We start from the raw sequence: 14,249 nt of genomic DNA, 5'->3' as shown, positions 1-14,249 counted from the left end.
AACAACCGGGCCGAACGCGCCGTCAAAGAACTGGTCATCGGTCGTAAAAATTGGCTGTTTTCGCAGAGCAAACGCGGCGCGACGGCTGCGGGGGTCATTCTTAGTCTGCTCACGACAGCACGGGCTAATCACCTCGATCCGAGTAAATATTTCAACTATCTATTCGACACAGTGCCTAATTTGCCGGCTCCCGGCGACATGGTCGCCTTGCAGGACTATTTGCCGTGGGCGCCGAAGGTGCAGGCGTTCTGTCACGAATAACAGCGGGTAAAGCAATGGTGCAATCTTCATGATAGAGGATTGCACCATTTTTGTCTTCACACCTATTTCAACGACCGCTTACATTCGAGCAGCTATCTGGGGCTTCCCACCAGTGCTGGGTGTCCGATCTGTCATTTGAACCGGCACAATATCTTTAATTTGAACCATAAAAAGCCTCCTTGTGTACTTGATGACTCAAGCATACAAGGAGGCTACGGCGCGAACCATATACCCGTTTAACGACCGCTTACCGTTTAACGACCGCTTACGCACTTTGCTCAGATTGTGGCAACAAAAAAGCACATGCCTCATATGAGACACGTGCTAATCAGTGATTAAAAGACAGATTACTTAGAAGTTACAGCAACGTCAGCCCAAACGTTAGGACCACCGACTTTGAGAGTGTAACCCTTAACACGGTCATTAACCGCAGTAACGCTCCAACTGTTCGTCATCGGTACTACGTAAGCTTCCTTGTTCATGTATTCTTGCCATTTCTTGAAGGCAGCAATACGATGTTGTTCGTTGAACGAAGCCGCAGAATCGATATCGGCCAGCAGCTTGCTTTGTTCGGTGGTATTCATCCGAGTGAAGTTGAACGGTGCACCGGCTGAATACAAATCGTTAGGAGAAGGCTCAGAACTTAAGCTCCAAGCACCCATGAACATGTCAATGTCCTTAGAGTCATTTTGAACCTTGTCATAGAAGGAGTTGAATTCAAGCAACTTGCCGGAAGTTAACTCTACCCGTAAACCAATGGATTTCCACTGTTGGATATAGTTCTTAGAAATAGCTGCAGCGTTAACGTTACCAGACATCATAGCCAAGTGAATTGTTAACTTCTTACCCTTAGGATCAGTCCGGTAACCATCTTTCCCCTTCTTATAACCAGCTTCATCTAACAACTTGTTGGCCTTAGCAATGTTATACGGGAAGCCCTTAGCAGATTTATCAAAGTAGTCGCCAAATTGTGCCGGAATCAATGTTGGGATGCGGAAAGTCAAACCGCCAGTGAACTTCTGTTGTACTTGGTCAATATTCATTGCATAGGCAATGGCTTGACGAAGTTTAACATTGTTCATTTTTGCATTAGGATCCTCAACGTTCTTACCCTTTTCAAACTTACCAACCTTGAATCCAAGGTAGCTGTATGATAAAGGAATCTGACCAATGAATTGAACGCCCTTGGTGTTCTTAACACTTGCATATTGAGCGTTCTGAACGCCTAAAATATCATAGGATTTCGACTTGATTGCCTGTGCGGCTGTGCTTGGCGTAACAGTTGAAATAGTAATCTTAGAAAGCTTAGGCTTAGCACCATAATAGTACTTGTTCGGTACCCAAACTGCAGACTGACCTGCAACCAATTTGCTCAACTGATAGGGGCCAAAGAACAGTGGTGTCTTACGAATCTTGTCCGAAGAGACTAAGCTCTTGAATGGTACATCCTTAAGATAGTGATACGGCGCTGCACTTTCCCAAATATAACCGTTCCCAGACTTAATCATGCCCGGCTTCATCTGCTTGAAGTGGAGAATTACAGTTTTACCAGTACCACCATCCGGAGTTTGAATACCGGAGATTTCGTTAGCCTTACCAGCATTGTATTCGGCCATCCCAACAATGTTAGCCAAACTGTCAGTATAACGGGATGACTTAGTCGCTGGGTTCGCAATAATCTTGTAGGCATAAACGATGTCGTCAGCAGTCAAAGGCTGACCATCAGACCACTTGACGTTGGGATTGATCGTGATGGTGGCTGTCTTTGCCTTTTGGTCCAGCTTCAGATTTGCAGCACCGCCATCAACAAACTTGTAGTCGCTGTCTGTCTTGAACAAGCTTTCAGAACCAAATTGCATAACAGTCGAATCATTGTTATCGTCGGACAGTTCCTCGTTAAAAATACCCTTAAATGGCGTATCTGTGATTAGTCCCATAGTCAAGGAGCCGCCACTAATTGCCGTCTTATCATTCTTCACTGTATCGGGGAATGACAACTTCTTAGTTGACGTTGAACTGCTGCTGCTTGAGCTGGAGCTTGAACTACTGTTGCCACAAGCTGTTAACGTAACAGCGAGAACAGAAGCCAACGTCACCAGCCCAGCGATTGTTGCTTTCTTCATCTATATTTCCTCCTCGGCCATTCCATAAAAGAAATGGCATTTAACAGAATCCCGTTTAACATCCGTAACCTCAGCGGAATATCAACGTTGGTTTCATAATAGCATGGCAATCTCTCATTTACAACACCCAATAATTAATTTTTGAAGCAATCAATGGCGCTGTGGAAAGACTAACCTAAACGCTGCCGAGAATCCGCGGCTCTTTGCAATGCTTTACCGACATAGTTTACTGAAAGTGACAATACAATCAGCATCAGTGTCGCCGGGAGCCAGCTCCATGGGTACTGTTGCATGGACACAGGATCAGAAGCATAAGAAATCAGTCGGCCGATACTTGGTGTTGTGTCTGGCAGGCCAAAGCCAAGGTAGGTTAACCCTGTCTCGATGCCGACACTGGTAGCAAAACTCAGAGTTGTATCGACAAGCAAGAGTGAACTGATGTTGGGTAGAACTTCCAGAAACATGATTCTGAAACTATTGGACCCTGATGTTTTTGACGCCAGCACATAATCACGCTTAGCCTGACTCAACACAGCAGCACGGTAAAGTCGGGCAGTGGACATCCAACCGAGAGCAGTAATCATGATGATCAACACCCAAATATTGAACCGCGACACAATAGTAATGACCACGATCTGGATCATCAATGCGGGCAAAATCATGAAGAAGTCGGTAATTCGCATCAGTATATTGTCGACCCAACCGCCAAAATAACCTGACAGTAAACCAACGGTGATGCCAATAATTTCAATCAAAATCGCAACACACCAGCCAATGGCAATTGAATTACGCATCCCCACGATCAGTGATGACAATACGTCACGACCACCATCATCACCGCCAAGAAGATAACCATTTGTTCCCGGCTTAGCCCATTGCTGCAAAATGTTCACATCTGTATACCGGGATGAGGGTACAAAGAAACTGCCAATTACTGCGCCAAGGATGATCACCATCATGATGATAAAGGCAGCCATCGCGGCTTTGTCATGGGTAAATTCACGCAAGATAACCCGTAAACCACTAGGGGGTGCTGAAACAATAGGATTCCCCTTGGCGTCGGTCTGTTGCTTTTTTTTCGTATCCGCCATTTCTATTCCTCCTAGTCAATACGAATTCGGGGATCAACAATACTCATGATAATATCTGAGAGCAAGTTGCCCAACAACGTCAAGATACCATAGAGCAGAACGAGCGCAGTCATTACTGAATAGTCACGACCATTCACTGAATCAATGAATAGCTTGCCCATCCCTGGATAGGAGAAAATAGTCTCAGCAAAGATGGCCCCGCCCAGCAGACCGGTAATTACGTTACCGAAGAAAGCCGCAATTGGTAACAGCGAGTTACGCAGAATATGTCTATTGAAAACTACCCGTTCCGGTACACCTTTTGAACGCGCTGTTTTGACGTAATCTTCGAGTTTATTGTCTACAATTCCTGACCGCAAATATTGCACAGTACTAGCATTAGTCAATATTCCGATTAATATTGACGGAAGAATGATGTGGTATATTCGACTGGCAATTATGCCGAAAAAGCCGCTTGCACTAACTGACACGGATCCACTTGTGGGGAACCATTTAAGTCCAAACCCAAAGGCAGCAATAGCCAGTAAATAAACGACGAAAGAGGGCGTGGACATTGAAATGAAATTGTAAAATTGAATGGACGTATCGATCCATGTTCCCTCATAACGGCCGGCCCAAACGCCAAACGGAATAGCGATGACGTAAGTAATAATCACGGAGAGGATTGCCAGATAAAGAGTGTTGACTGCCCGTTCACCAATAATCTCCGTTACTGGCCGCTGCATCGCATAAGACATCCCAAAATCGCCATGAAACGCTCTGCCAACCCAAGAAACATACTGTACGTACCATGGATTATTCAGTCCGGCCTCTTGCCGCAACTTGGCAATTTGGCTTGGCGACGTATTCGGCGTGATCAGACCAGTAAACGGATCCCCAGGCATCATTTTAGCTAACAAGAAAATGAACAAACTTAAGATAATGATTTGCGGGATCATCAAAATAACCCGCCGCAAGATTGTCTTCCACATGTGCTAACCCACCTCCGACTTGATCTGCGTTACCTCATCCGGGGGTAAAGCCACGGAATGGGTCGCGGTAATCTGCTGCAGTGGAAAGACCTTGCCATCTTTGTCGTACCATTTATCTTGGTGGTCTTGGAATTCCCTCTCCACTTCACGCCGATGCGCCTTATCGGCTTCTCGGCCGGATGGATTGACTTTAGGAATTGCCGCCAGTAAACGCTTGGTATAGATATGCTGCGGATTATTATAAATGTCCTCCCGCGTACCAACTTCTACCAACCGACCGCGGTGCATAATGGCTAAGTTCCGACACATGTGTTTAACCACGCCCAGATCATGAGAAATGAATAGGTAAGAAATGTTGAATTCCTTCTGAATTTGCTTCATAAAGTTCAACACTTGAGCTTGAACGGATAAATCCAAGGCTGAAACAGGCTCGTCCGCTACGATCAGCTTCGGATGTGTTGCCACTGCCCGAGCGACCCCGATCCGTTGCCGCTGACCACCTGAGAATTCATGGGGATACTTGTAGATTGAATCGGACGGCATGCCGACGATATCCAGCAATTCCTTGACCCGATCTCGTTCTTCGGTATCGGTCATACTTTCAAAGTTGCGAATTGGTTCGGCAATGATATCCTCGATCCGTTTCCGCGGATTAAGACTTGACATTGAATCTTGAAAAATCATCTGGACATCTTTGTTATACTTGATTTTCTTACGCTCATGCCGGTTAGTCACGTCTTGACCGTTATACAAGATTTGACCCGAAGTAACTTTTTCTAGCCCAACAATGGCCTTACCAGTCGTCGACTTGCCGGATCCGGATTCACCAATCAGGCCATATGTCTCGCCTTCTTCGATATCGAAGTTGATTCCATCAACGGCATAAACATAATCCGTGATTCGGTTGAAGAAGCCGGAGCGGATCGGATAATGGATGTTGAGGTCTTTGATCTCAATTAATGACATACACGCTACTCTCCTTCATTAGCATTTTGAGGTGCACCGGCTGCAGCAGCTTCTTTTTCATCTGGGAAATAGAATGTTTTGTAGCAGGTACAGCGTACAAGATGACCGGGTTCAACTTCGTGCAAAACGGGGTGTTCCTCATGGGAAGATGCCGGCATCCAGGGGATCCGCGGCGCAAAGCGGTCGCCTGTCCGTTGCATGTTCACGAGAGATGGAACGGTACCTTGAATCACGTGCAATTCCTCGTCGTCTGAATCTGCTTGGGGCATGGACCGTAACAGCGACCGGGTATACGGATGTAACGGGTGTTCAAAGACCTGATACACACTACCCTGCTCAACAATTTGACCAGAATACATGACGGCAACAGTATCCGCCGTTTCCGCTACGACGCCTAAATCATGGGTAATGAGAAGAATGCCAGAACCAATTTCCTTTTGGATGTCTTCCAATAGATCCAAAATCTGGGCTTGAATCGTGACATCCAGGGCCGTTGTCGGCTCATCCGCAATAATAATTGGCGGCTTGCAGGCTATGGCAATGGCAATCATGACCCGCTGACGCATCCCGCCGGATAACTCGTGAGGATATTGGTGGGCAGTTAACGGCGGATCGGGAATGCCGACTTGTTCCAACAGCTGAAGCACGCGAGCTTCCCGTTCTTTTTCATTGAGTTTTGTATGGTACACCAATGACTCCGCAATCTGTTCACCAATCCGCATCAATGGATTTAACGCTGATAACGGGTCCTGAAAGATCATGCCAATATCATTACCCCGAATCCGGTTGAATAGTGCCTCGTTCAAGCCAACCAGATTCAGTTCATTGTACATAATATCGCCGGTCACTTTAGTGTTTCGCGGATTGTGCAGGCCAATAATACTGGTCGCTAAGGTGCTCTTCCCTGAACCGGATTCACCAACTAATGCCAGAATCTCGTTCTTATGCAAAGTCAATGAAATGTCATCAACGGCATCATAGAAATGATCGTGAACCCGAAAAGCTGTATGCAGATGTTGGATATCAAGTAATAATTCGTCGGATGTATCCAAATCCATTCCTCCTAACAGTAACGCTCGCATAGCGGTCATCAGCGATGATGAGAAAGCCATGAGAATGGTTTACAATGCTTCAATTATATCGGTAGACCGACTCTATTGCAAGACACTGTGCTTTGAAAAATCATTTTTTGGACACTGATTCGCCATAAATGAACAATGATGACCGCTTACTTCTGTTGTGCAGCGATATACTGCACTACATCGCCCACAGTATTCAGCTTGTCCGCGTCTTCGTCAGAGATCTCACCGCCAAAGGTATCCTCCAAAGTCAGGACGAATTCCACCAAGTCTAAGGAATCGGCTGATAAATCTTGTTTGAAGTTGGTGGCGTTCGTAATCTTAGCCGGGTCAATTTCAAAGCGATCGGCAATTAAAGCTTGAATCTTATCAAAAATCTCTTGTTCTGACATTACTTGGTTTCCTCCTTGACGGCTTCTGAGGCCGCGGGTTCTGCGGGATGGGTCGAGAAATATTGGATCACATTTTGCACCGTGCCAGCGTTCAGCATCGCCCGCAACTGCTTTTGTACGAAATACACGGTGTGGTCGTCGGAGTTGCCATGACTCTTAACGACGGGGGCTTTGACGCCAATCAGTACGGCTCCGCCGGCCCGGTCGGCGTCAAACATCTCGGCCAAGGCCTTGAAGGCCGGCTTAGCCATCGCGGCACCGAGTTTCGGCAGCAAGCCGTTGTTCAGCAGATTCTGCTTCAATAGGTGCATCACAGTGCCAGCGGTCCCTTCCATCGCTTTCAGCGTCGCATTGCCGGTGAAGCCGTCGGTGACGACGACGTCGGCCGGGGCGTTGAACAAATTAGACGCCTCAACGTTGCCGACGAAGTTGATATCCGGATCGTTGGCCAGCAGCTCGTGGACCGTCTTGTGCAGGCTGTCGCCCTTGTCGGCCTCGGTGCCATTGTTCAGCAGCCCGACCCGGGGCTGTTCCAGCCCCAGCACGTCATGGGCATAAAACTGGCCCATCAGTGCGAATTGGTGCAGATAGCTGGGTTTGCTTTCCGCATTGGCCCCGACATCGAGCATTAAGAAATGCTGATCCTTATTCACCGTCGGGAAAATGGTGATCAGTCCCGGCCGTTCAATGCCCTTGATTCGGCCGACCAGCAATACACCGGCGGTCAAAACGGCCCCGGTATTACCCGCGGAATAAAAGGCATCGGCGTCGCCGTTCTTAACGGCGAGGGCCGCACGGACCAGGCTCGAATCCTTTTTCCGGCGAATCGCCCGGGTCGGTTCATCCTCGCCGGTGACGACTTCCGTCGTCGGCACGATGGTGATCCGCTCCGTATTTTTTACCAATTCCTTGAGTTGAGCCTCATTGCCGTATAACTGGAATTGCAGGTCCGCGAAGTCATCCCGCGCCTGTTCGATACCAGCGACGATCGCCTGCGGGGCATTATCCCCGCCCATGGCATCCACAGCGATTGTTTTCATTCAGTGATTTCCTCCAATAATTAATCGAAATATTGATTCCGGCGCTTCAGTTCCGCCAGATAGGCGGCGATTCCCTGATGGTCCGGGGCGTGCAAGGCTGGGTCTTCTTTGAAGATCTGGCCCGCGGTGGCATGGGCCACTTCCAGCATCGCTGAATCCCCGACCGGGTCGGCGATGTTGAAATGGGGCAAGCCGGACTGCTCATCTCCGAAGACGTCCCCGGGACCGCGCAACTGCAAGTCCTTCTCCGCCAGAACAAAGCCGTTGGTCGTTTTGACCATTGCTTCCATCCGGGAAATAGCCACCTGGTTCTTTGGATCGGCGATCAGGTAACAAAACGCCTGCCGCCCGCCGCGCCCCACCCGGCCGCGCAGCTGGTGCAGTTGGGAGAGCCCGAAACGATCTGCGTCGAAGATGATCATCAGGTTGGCGTTGGGCACGTCCATGCCGACTTCGACCACAGTGGTGGCCACCAGGACCTGGATCTCATTGTGGCTGAAGGCCGTCATGATCGCATTTTTATCCTGGTTCTTCAGCTGACCATGGAGCAGCGCTACATGGTACTGGGGCAGCGCCTTGGTCATTCGCTCATAGAGATCTTCAGCGTTGCGCAGATCGATCGCTTCAGATTCTGCAATGAGCGGCGTGACAACGTAGGCCTGAGCGCCGGCGGCCAGCTCCGCCCGCAAGCGGGCATAGACTGGTCCGGTTTGGTTGCTTTTCAGCCAAGCCGTTTCAATCGGATGCCGGCCGGCCGGCAGTTCGTCAATGGTGGAAACGTCCATCTCACCGTAAGTCGTGATCGCCAGGGTCCGGGGGATCGGGGTCGCCGTCATCATCAAGACATCCGGGGACAGCCCCTTGCGCTGCAATTCCCGGCGCTGATTTACCCCGAATCGGTGCTGCTCATCAATCACGGCCAACCCTAGTTTAGCAAATTTTACCGCATCTTGAATCAACGCATGGGTCCCGATGATCACATTCAGGCGGCCGGTGGCGATATCGTGCAGGGTTTTAGCCCGAGCAGTACCGGCCAAAGAACCGGTGAGCAGGCCCACCGAGACGTGCATGGGGGCGAGGAGCCGGGCAATTTTTTGGTAATGTTGCTCTGCCAGAATTTCGGTTGGCACCATCAGGGCGGCCTGATAGCCGGCAGTGACAGCGGCGAAAATAGCCAGCACCGCCACGATCGTTTTCCCGCTGCCCACGTCCCCCTGGAGCAGCCGGTTCATGTGCCGCGGCCGCTTCATGTCGGCGACGATCTCGTTGACCACCCGTTTCTGGGCATTGGTCAATTCAAAGGGCAGGGTCTGGATAAACTCGCGCATGGCAGTGAGATCGTAATTCAGCACTAGCCCCGCGTCATGTTTGTTATTTTCCGCCCGCAGCGATTGCATGCGGCATTCAAAGAGAAAAAGCTCCCGAAAGGCCGCCGAGCGTCGAGCAGAGCGGGCATCCTCACTGTTCTTGGGAAAATGCATATCGTGAACGATCTGGGCCGTTGGTTCCAGCTTATAGTGCTGGCGCAGCGGTTCAGGCACCACATCAGTGAGCAGCGGCTGATATTTCTCATACGCTTGGTGGATCAGATCCACCAGCGTCCGCTGGCGAATATGCTTATTCACCGAGTAGATGGGGCTCATCCCGGCATCACCGGCTTCGGCCTGGGCAATCAAGCGCTGCCCGGTCAGGCTGTGCCGTTTTGCATTCCAGATACCGAAAACGGCCGCTTCGCTGTTTTCAACGATTTTGTCCTTCAGCCAGGGCTGGTTAAAAAATGTCACCACAATCGGCAAATCTTCCACCAGCAGGCGAATATTGAGCCGGTTACGGTTGCGTCCGAAGCGGGAGACGACCGGCGGCGCAATGACGGTGCCTTTCAGGGTGACTTTCTCCCCGTCGCCCAATTCTTGCCAGGAACGGGTGCGGATATCTTCATAACGGAACGGAAAATAGAACAGTAAGTCGCCCACCGTGTCGATACCGAGCTGGTGCAGGGCACTGGCTCGCTTCTCGCCCACTCCGCTGAGGGCGGTCACTGGATCTGCCAAACTGGCCACGCGCGGCCTCCTTTCTATCCTTGCAAAAAAAGCCCGGCGAAAACCAAGAGTCGGTTCTCGTCAGGCCAAGGAAAAACAGTTATTCAACGGAAACCAAATACGCATAAACTGGCTGGTCGCCTTCGTGGATCTCGACTTCCAGATCGTCATTCTCGGCGGTGACAGCGTCAGCGACTTGCTGGGCTTCTTCCTTCGTGCCGTCGGTGCCGTAGAGGATCGTGATGATCTCACTGTCCTCACTGAGCATCTTGGTGATCATCTCAGTCATCACCTCAACGCGATCTGTGCCATTGACCACAATGTCCCCATCGACGATACCGATGAAATCATCTTTCTTGATGGTCATGCCGTTGATCGACGTGTCCCGAGTCGCGATGGTCAGTTCACCGCTGGCAACGGTATCCAAGGAATCCGTCATTTCTGATACATTGGTGGTCAATGTTTCATCCGGATTGAACGACAGCATCGCCGTCATCCCCTGCTGAATGCTCTTGGTCGGGACGACCTGAACGTGATTCTTGGCGTTTTCCGCAGCTTGCTTAGCCGCTAAGAAGATGTTGCCGTTGTTCGGCAGAACGATCACGTTCTTGGCGTTGGCCCGCTTGATGGCGGCGAGAATGTCTTCGGTGGACGGATTCATGGTCTGCCCGCCTTCGAGGATCTCCGTAACGCCCAGAGAGCGATACAATTCAGCGACGCCGTGCCCGGAAGCGACGGCGACGACGCCGAACTTCGCAGCAGCCTGGGGCTTTTCGGCTTCTTTCGCCTGGCGTTCCACGATATCGTCGTGCTGGGCCCGCATGTTGTCGATCTTGATCTTATCCAAGGTGCCGAACTGGGCGCCGTAGCGATAAACTTTGCCCGGGTGTTCGGTGTGGACGTGGACTTTGACCACTTCGTCATCGGCCACGACCAGCAATGAATCGCCCAAGTCGTTCAAGTAGTTGCGGAATGTATCGTAATCGAACTCATGGCCCTTTTCCGGGTGCTGATTGAGTTCCACCATCATTTCAGTACAGTAGCCATACTTGATGTCAGACGTGGCTAATTGGCCCTGAATCGCCTGATGGTGGACTGCGTTGACCATTTCGTCCATTTCTTCATCGTCCGGCACGTATTCATCACTGGACACGTGACCGTCCAAAGCTTCCAGGAAGCCTTCGTAAATGAAGACGAGTCCCTGGCCGCCGGAATCGACGACGCCGACTTCTTTCAAAATCGGCAGCAGACTCGGAGTCGCGGCCAGGGCGCGCTTGGCGCCGGTGACGACCGCCTGCATGACAACGGTGGCGTCGTCATTGTTTTGAGCCGCCTTATTACCTGCCTTGGCGGCTTCGCGGGCGACGGTGAGAATGGTCCCTTCCACAGGCTTCATGACCGCCTTGTAAGCCGTCTGTACCCCGCCGGTCAATGCGTCGGCCAGATCTTGGGCGGTCAGCACTTTTTTGCCTTCCGTTGCTTTCGCAAAGCCGCGGAAGAGCTGGGACGAAATGACCCCGGAATTGCCCCGAGCGCCCATGAGGGTGCCCTTGGCCAAGGCCTTCGTCATGTCGCCGACGGTTGCGGCGTTGGCATTGTTGACGTTTTTCACACCGCTGGCCAGCGTTAGGCTCATGTTGGTGCCGGTATCCCCGTCAGGTACGGGGAAAACATTCAATGAATTGACAAATTCTACGTTTTTACTCAGCCGGTGGGCGGCGACCCGTACCATATCGGTCAGCTTGTCCACGGTGATTTCTGTTACTGCCACTGCGTATTCCTCCTCGAAGACACGGGTTTTATTTAAGCGTCGTCCCCCAGGACGCGGACGCCCTGGACGATTACATTCACTGCTTGGGCAGTGATCCCCAACATCGATTCGAGATTGTATTTTACTTTATCTTGGACGTTGCGGCAAACTTCGGAAATTTTTAAGCCATACCCGACGATGATGAAGACGTCGACGGTGACACCGTCATCGTCTTGGCGGACGACCACGCCGCGGGAATAGTTGTCTCGGTTCAGGATCTCATTAAAGTTGTCCCGGAAGATTTGTTTGGATGCCATGCCGACGATGCCGTAGACATCGGTGGCGCCGCCGCCGACGACGGTGGCGATGACGGTGTTAGCGATGGCGATGGTGCCGTATTTGGTCTCAATTTTGACGGCCATGTGGGGGCCTCCTTTACTCAATATTTCTTTAACAATCATACCACAGATGGGGGTTTTGGTGGTTGTCGAGGCCGGCAGAAAGGTGCCTGCTCCGATGGCGGCACGACATGGCTCCCTATAACTTGAGAAAAATCGTCCTTACCTGTTATCCCTATTATTCCGTTTATCTGTGAACCAATGTTGAATCATCAGTAACACGATGGCAGAATAGTGAAAAGCCACAGGAGCCAATCAAGCAGCGACAGGTGGTTCATGATATGCAAATACGCCAGCAAGGCAAGGATGAAGAAGGTGCTGGCCAAAGTGCGATAGTGGTTGGGACGACCGGCGATGAGGGCACTGGTGATGAGGGTTGCCCAAATGAATAATGCGGCCAAGTTAATACCCTCTTTCTGTTATTATCTTACACCTGTCAAGGGAAAATACTTGAAAGGCACTTGCATTGGTGGGGGGCGTATGGTAACTTAGATAAGTAATTTTGGCCCATTGGGCGTTAAAGGAGGGAATCGTTTTGGCAAAGGATTTTATTACAGGCCGCAAGACAGAATTTGGTAACAAGCGGTCCCACGCGCTGAACTCCGCTCGTCGTTCCTGGAAGCCGAACCTGCATAAGGTCCGTATTCTAGTTGACGGCAAGCCGAAGCGTGTCTGGGTATCTGCACGGGCATTGAAGTCCGGTAAGGTTACTCGCGTTTAGTTCTGTTAGATTATTGTGTTCGCGAACACCACAATCGATTAAAATCCCAGCTTTTCAGCAGTTGCTGATCGGCTGGGATTTTTTTAGTCTTTACTGTAAATTGCGGCGATAATCCCCTTGCTGAAGGTGATTTGAATCGGCTGGTCGCCGAGAAATTCATTGCTCGCCCAGGAGACCGGGTAGTCGCTGGCAAACGGGGCTAACGGATACTTGGCGTTGCGGATCGTGAAATCCGTGACCGGTGTGAGGTTGACGAACCCGACATACTTGTATTCTGTTCGAGGGAAAACCAGCTGGGCAGGCGGCAGGAAGAAGCGGATCAGGTTTTGCCGGTCCACAATAGCGACATGCGGGGCATATTCCTTAAACCGCGGTTCCGCCATCAGCCACAGATTGACCAGCAAATGGTCCAGCCGCCCGCCAGTGGCCCCAAAAATCGACACTTCATCGGCCCGCAGGTCTTCGAAGGCCGCCTGCAACGCCAGTTCGGAGTCGGTGTCGTCTTTCTCCGGCACTGAATAGCGCATGTCTTTGACGGCGTGCTCCACTCGGTGGCGTTCCGCGGGGACCATGGAGTCATAATCGCCAATGGCCATCACGGGCACGACGTCCTGCTGCAGCAAGCGCAGACTGCCCCGGTCAACGCCCACCCAATCGGTGATGGGCGCATCAATATCGCTGACTAATTGGTCCGGCCATAGATCTTCTGGCCCGCCTAACATTAACCCAACGTGTTTCATTCAATCAGCCCCCGCAGCCGGCGCACCTGGCCTGCCGGGTCGGCATTATCAAATACAAAGGAACCAGCCACGAAAGTATCCGCACCGGCATTGGCACAGTCGCCGATTGTGTCCGCATTGACCCCGCCGTCCACTTCGATGGTGTAGTCCGCGTTCGCCGTGGTATCCCGCAATTGGGCCACATGGGTCACTTTGCGCAGCATATCCGGCAAAAATTTCTGCCCGCCGAAGCCAGGGTTCACCGTCATGACCAGTACCTCGTCGACGAGATGGAGAATCGGCGAAACGGACTCGATGGGCGTCCCCGGATTGACGACGACGCCGGCTTTGACCCCCGCCTCTTTGATCAGTTGGATCACCCGATACAGGTGGGGGGTGCTTTCCGCGTGGACCAGGATCGTGTCGGCCCCGGCTTTAATGAATTCATCAACGAAGTTTTCCGGCTTGTCAACCATCAAATGTACTTCCAAGGGCAGCTTCGTCAGCGGCCGCAGAGCAGCCACAACTTGCGGGCCAAAGGCTAGGTTCGGCACAAAATGGCCGTCCATGACATCGATGTGGATTAAATCGCCGACATCTTCGATCTTCGCGACATCCGTCGCTAAATTGGCAAAATCAGCACTGAGGACCGACGGAGCAATGCGTAACGTCATACTTGTTTACCAGCTTTCTTTAATA

15 protein-coding genes are annotated in these 14,249 nt (G+C 51.1%); 2 read left to right on the top strand and 13 right to left on the bottom strand.

Annotation, left to right across the window (positions count from 1 at the left end):
* A partial coding sequence (locus H627_RS0108870; RefSeq protein WP_027828680.1) for an IS66 family transposase occupies positions 1-261 on the top strand: 261 nt, incomplete at its 5' end.
* A gap of 347 nt (positions 262-608) precedes the next feature.
* Here H627_RS0108870 and H627_RS0108860 read toward each other — a convergent pair.
* The 11 genes from H627_RS0108860 to H627_RS0108810 form a co-directional block, all read right to left on the bottom strand.
* Complete coding sequence (locus H627_RS0108860) at positions 609-2,384, bottom strand: oligopeptide ABC transporter substrate-binding protein (RefSeq protein ID WP_027828679.1); 1,776 nt, start codon at positions 2,382-2,384, stop codon at positions 609-611.
* 170 nt (positions 2,385-2,554) lie between these two features.
* Complete coding sequence (locus H627_RS0108855) at positions 2,555-3,475, bottom strand: ABC transporter permease (RefSeq protein ID WP_027828678.1); 921 nt, start codon at positions 3,473-3,475, stop codon at positions 2,555-2,557.
* Positions 3,476-3,486: 11 nt separating this feature from the next.
* Positions 3,487-4,446, bottom strand: a complete 960-nt coding sequence (gene opp4B / locus H627_RS0108850) for an oligopeptide ABC transporter permease (RefSeq protein ID WP_027828677.1) — start codon at positions 4,444-4,446, stop codon at positions 3,487-3,489.
* Between the two features lie 3 nt (positions 4,447-4,449).
* Entirely contained in the window at positions 4,450-5,412 is a 963-nt protein-coding gene (locus H627_RS0108845) for an ATP-binding cassette domain-containing protein (protein ID WP_027828676.1), read from the bottom strand.
* Positions 5,413-5,417: 5 nt separating this feature from the next.
* Positions 5,418-6,464 (bottom strand): ABC transporter ATP-binding protein, encoded by a 1,047-nt coding sequence (locus tag H627_RS17630; RefSeq protein WP_035440450.1) that lies wholly within the window; start codon positions 6,462-6,464, stop codon positions 5,418-5,420.
* 176 nt (positions 6,465-6,640) lie between these two features.
* Complete coding sequence (gene acpP, locus H627_RS0108835; protein ID WP_027828675.1) at positions 6,641-6,883, bottom strand: acyl carrier protein; 243 nt, start codon at positions 6,881-6,883, stop codon at positions 6,641-6,643.
* Positions 6,883-7,923 carry a phosphate acyltransferase PlsX gene (gene plsX / locus H627_RS0108830; RefSeq protein ID WP_027828674.1) on the bottom strand — a complete coding sequence of 347 codons (1,041 nt, stop codon included), beginning with the start codon at positions 7,921-7,923 and terminating at the stop codon, positions 6,883-6,885. The genes acpP and plsX overlap by 1 nt, the downstream gene beginning before the upstream one ends.
* Positions 7,924-7,943: 20 nt before the next feature.
* On the bottom strand, positions 7,944-9,983 hold the full coding sequence (recG, locus tag H627_RS0108825) for an ATP-dependent DNA helicase RecG (RefSeq protein WP_027828673.1): 2,040 nt from the start codon (positions 9,981-9,983) through the stop codon (positions 7,944-7,946).
* Positions 9,984-10,062: 79 nt separating this feature from the next.
* Positions 10,063-11,733, bottom strand: coding sequence for a DAK2 domain-containing protein (fakA, locus tag H627_RS0108820; RefSeq protein WP_027828672.1), 1,671 nt, complete (start codon positions 11,731-11,733; stop codon positions 10,063-10,065).
* 32 nt (positions 11,734-11,765) lie between these two features.
* Positions 11,766-12,134: an Asp23/Gls24 family envelope stress response protein gene (locus H627_RS0108815; protein ID WP_027828671.1), complete on the bottom strand. Its 369-nt coding sequence runs from the start codon at positions 12,132-12,134 to the stop codon at positions 11,766-11,768.
* A gap of 188 nt (positions 12,135-12,322) precedes the next feature.
* Positions 12,323-12,511, bottom strand: a complete 189-nt coding sequence (locus H627_RS0108810) for a hypothetical protein (protein ID WP_027828670.1) — start codon at positions 12,509-12,511, stop codon at positions 12,323-12,325.
* Positions 12,512-12,645: 134 nt separating this feature from the next.
* Between H627_RS0108810 and rpmB the strand changes: the two genes are divergently transcribed.
* Positions 12,646-12,831 (top strand): 50S ribosomal protein L28, encoded by a 186-nt coding sequence (rpmB, locus tag H627_RS0108805; protein WP_027828669.1) that lies wholly within the window; start codon positions 12,646-12,648, stop codon positions 12,829-12,831.
* Between the two features lie 83 nt (positions 12,832-12,914).
* Here the strand turns inward: rpmB and H627_RS0108800 are convergent, their stop codons facing one another.
* Positions 12,915-13,571 carry a thiamine diphosphokinase gene (locus H627_RS0108800; RefSeq protein ID WP_027828668.1) on the bottom strand — a complete coding sequence of 219 codons (657 nt, stop codon included), beginning with the start codon at positions 13,569-13,571 and terminating at the stop codon, positions 12,915-12,917.
* Positions 13,568-14,224 carry a ribulose-phosphate 3-epimerase gene (rpe, locus tag H627_RS0108795; protein ID WP_027828667.1) on the bottom strand — a complete coding sequence of 219 codons (657 nt, stop codon included), beginning with the start codon at positions 14,222-14,224 and terminating at the stop codon, positions 13,568-13,570. The genes H627_RS0108800 and rpe overlap by 4 nt, the downstream gene beginning before the upstream one ends.
* Positions 14,225-14,249 lie beyond the last annotated feature (25 nt).

The organism is Schleiferilactobacillus harbinensis DSM 16991, from assembly GCF_000425885.1.
In the GTDB taxonomy this organism is placed as follows: Bacteria; Bacillota; Bacilli; order Lactobacillales; family Lactobacillaceae; genus Schleiferilactobacillus; species Schleiferilactobacillus harbinensis.
The sequence above is the reverse complement of the archived record's forward strand: the minus strand, read 5'-3'. Positions and strand labels throughout refer to the sequence as shown.

What these genes read in the sequence shown, in the direction of transcription:
- acpP (WP_027828675.1), bottom strand. Translation starts at nt 6,883, where the DNA reads ATGTCAGAACAAGAGATTTTTGATAAGATTCAAGCTTTAATTGCCGAT.
- opp4B (WP_027828677.1), bottom strand. Translation starts at nt 4,446, where the DNA reads ATGTGGAAGACAATCTTGCGGCGGGTTATTTTGATGATCCCGCAAATC.
- H627_RS0108860 (WP_027828679.1), bottom strand. Translation starts at nt 2,384, where the DNA reads ATGAAGAAAGCAACAATCGCTGGGCTGGTGACGTTGGCTTCTGTTCTC.
- H627_RS0108815 (WP_027828671.1), bottom strand. Translation starts at nt 12,134, where the DNA reads ATGGCCGTCAAAATTGAGACCAAATACGGCACCATCGCCATCGCTAAC.
- plsX (WP_027828674.1), bottom strand. Translation starts at nt 7,923, where the DNA reads ATGAAAACAATCGCTGTGGATGCCATGGGCGGGGATAATGCCCCGCAG.
- rpe (WP_027828667.1), bottom strand. Translation starts at nt 14,224, where the DNA reads ATGACGTTACGCATTGCTCCGTCGGTCCTCAGTGCTGATTTTGCCAAT.
- H627_RS0108845 (WP_027828676.1), bottom strand. Translation starts at nt 5,412, where the DNA reads ATGTCATTAATTGAGATCAAAGACCTCAACATCCATTATCCGATCCGC.
- H627_RS0108800 (WP_027828668.1), bottom strand. Translation starts at nt 13,571, where the DNA reads ATGAAACACGTTGGGTTAATGTTAGGCGGGCCAGAAGATCTATGGCCG.
- H627_RS0108855 (WP_027828678.1), bottom strand. Translation starts at nt 3,475, where the DNA reads ATGGCGGATACGAAAAAAAAGCAACAGACCGACGCCAAGGGGAATCCT.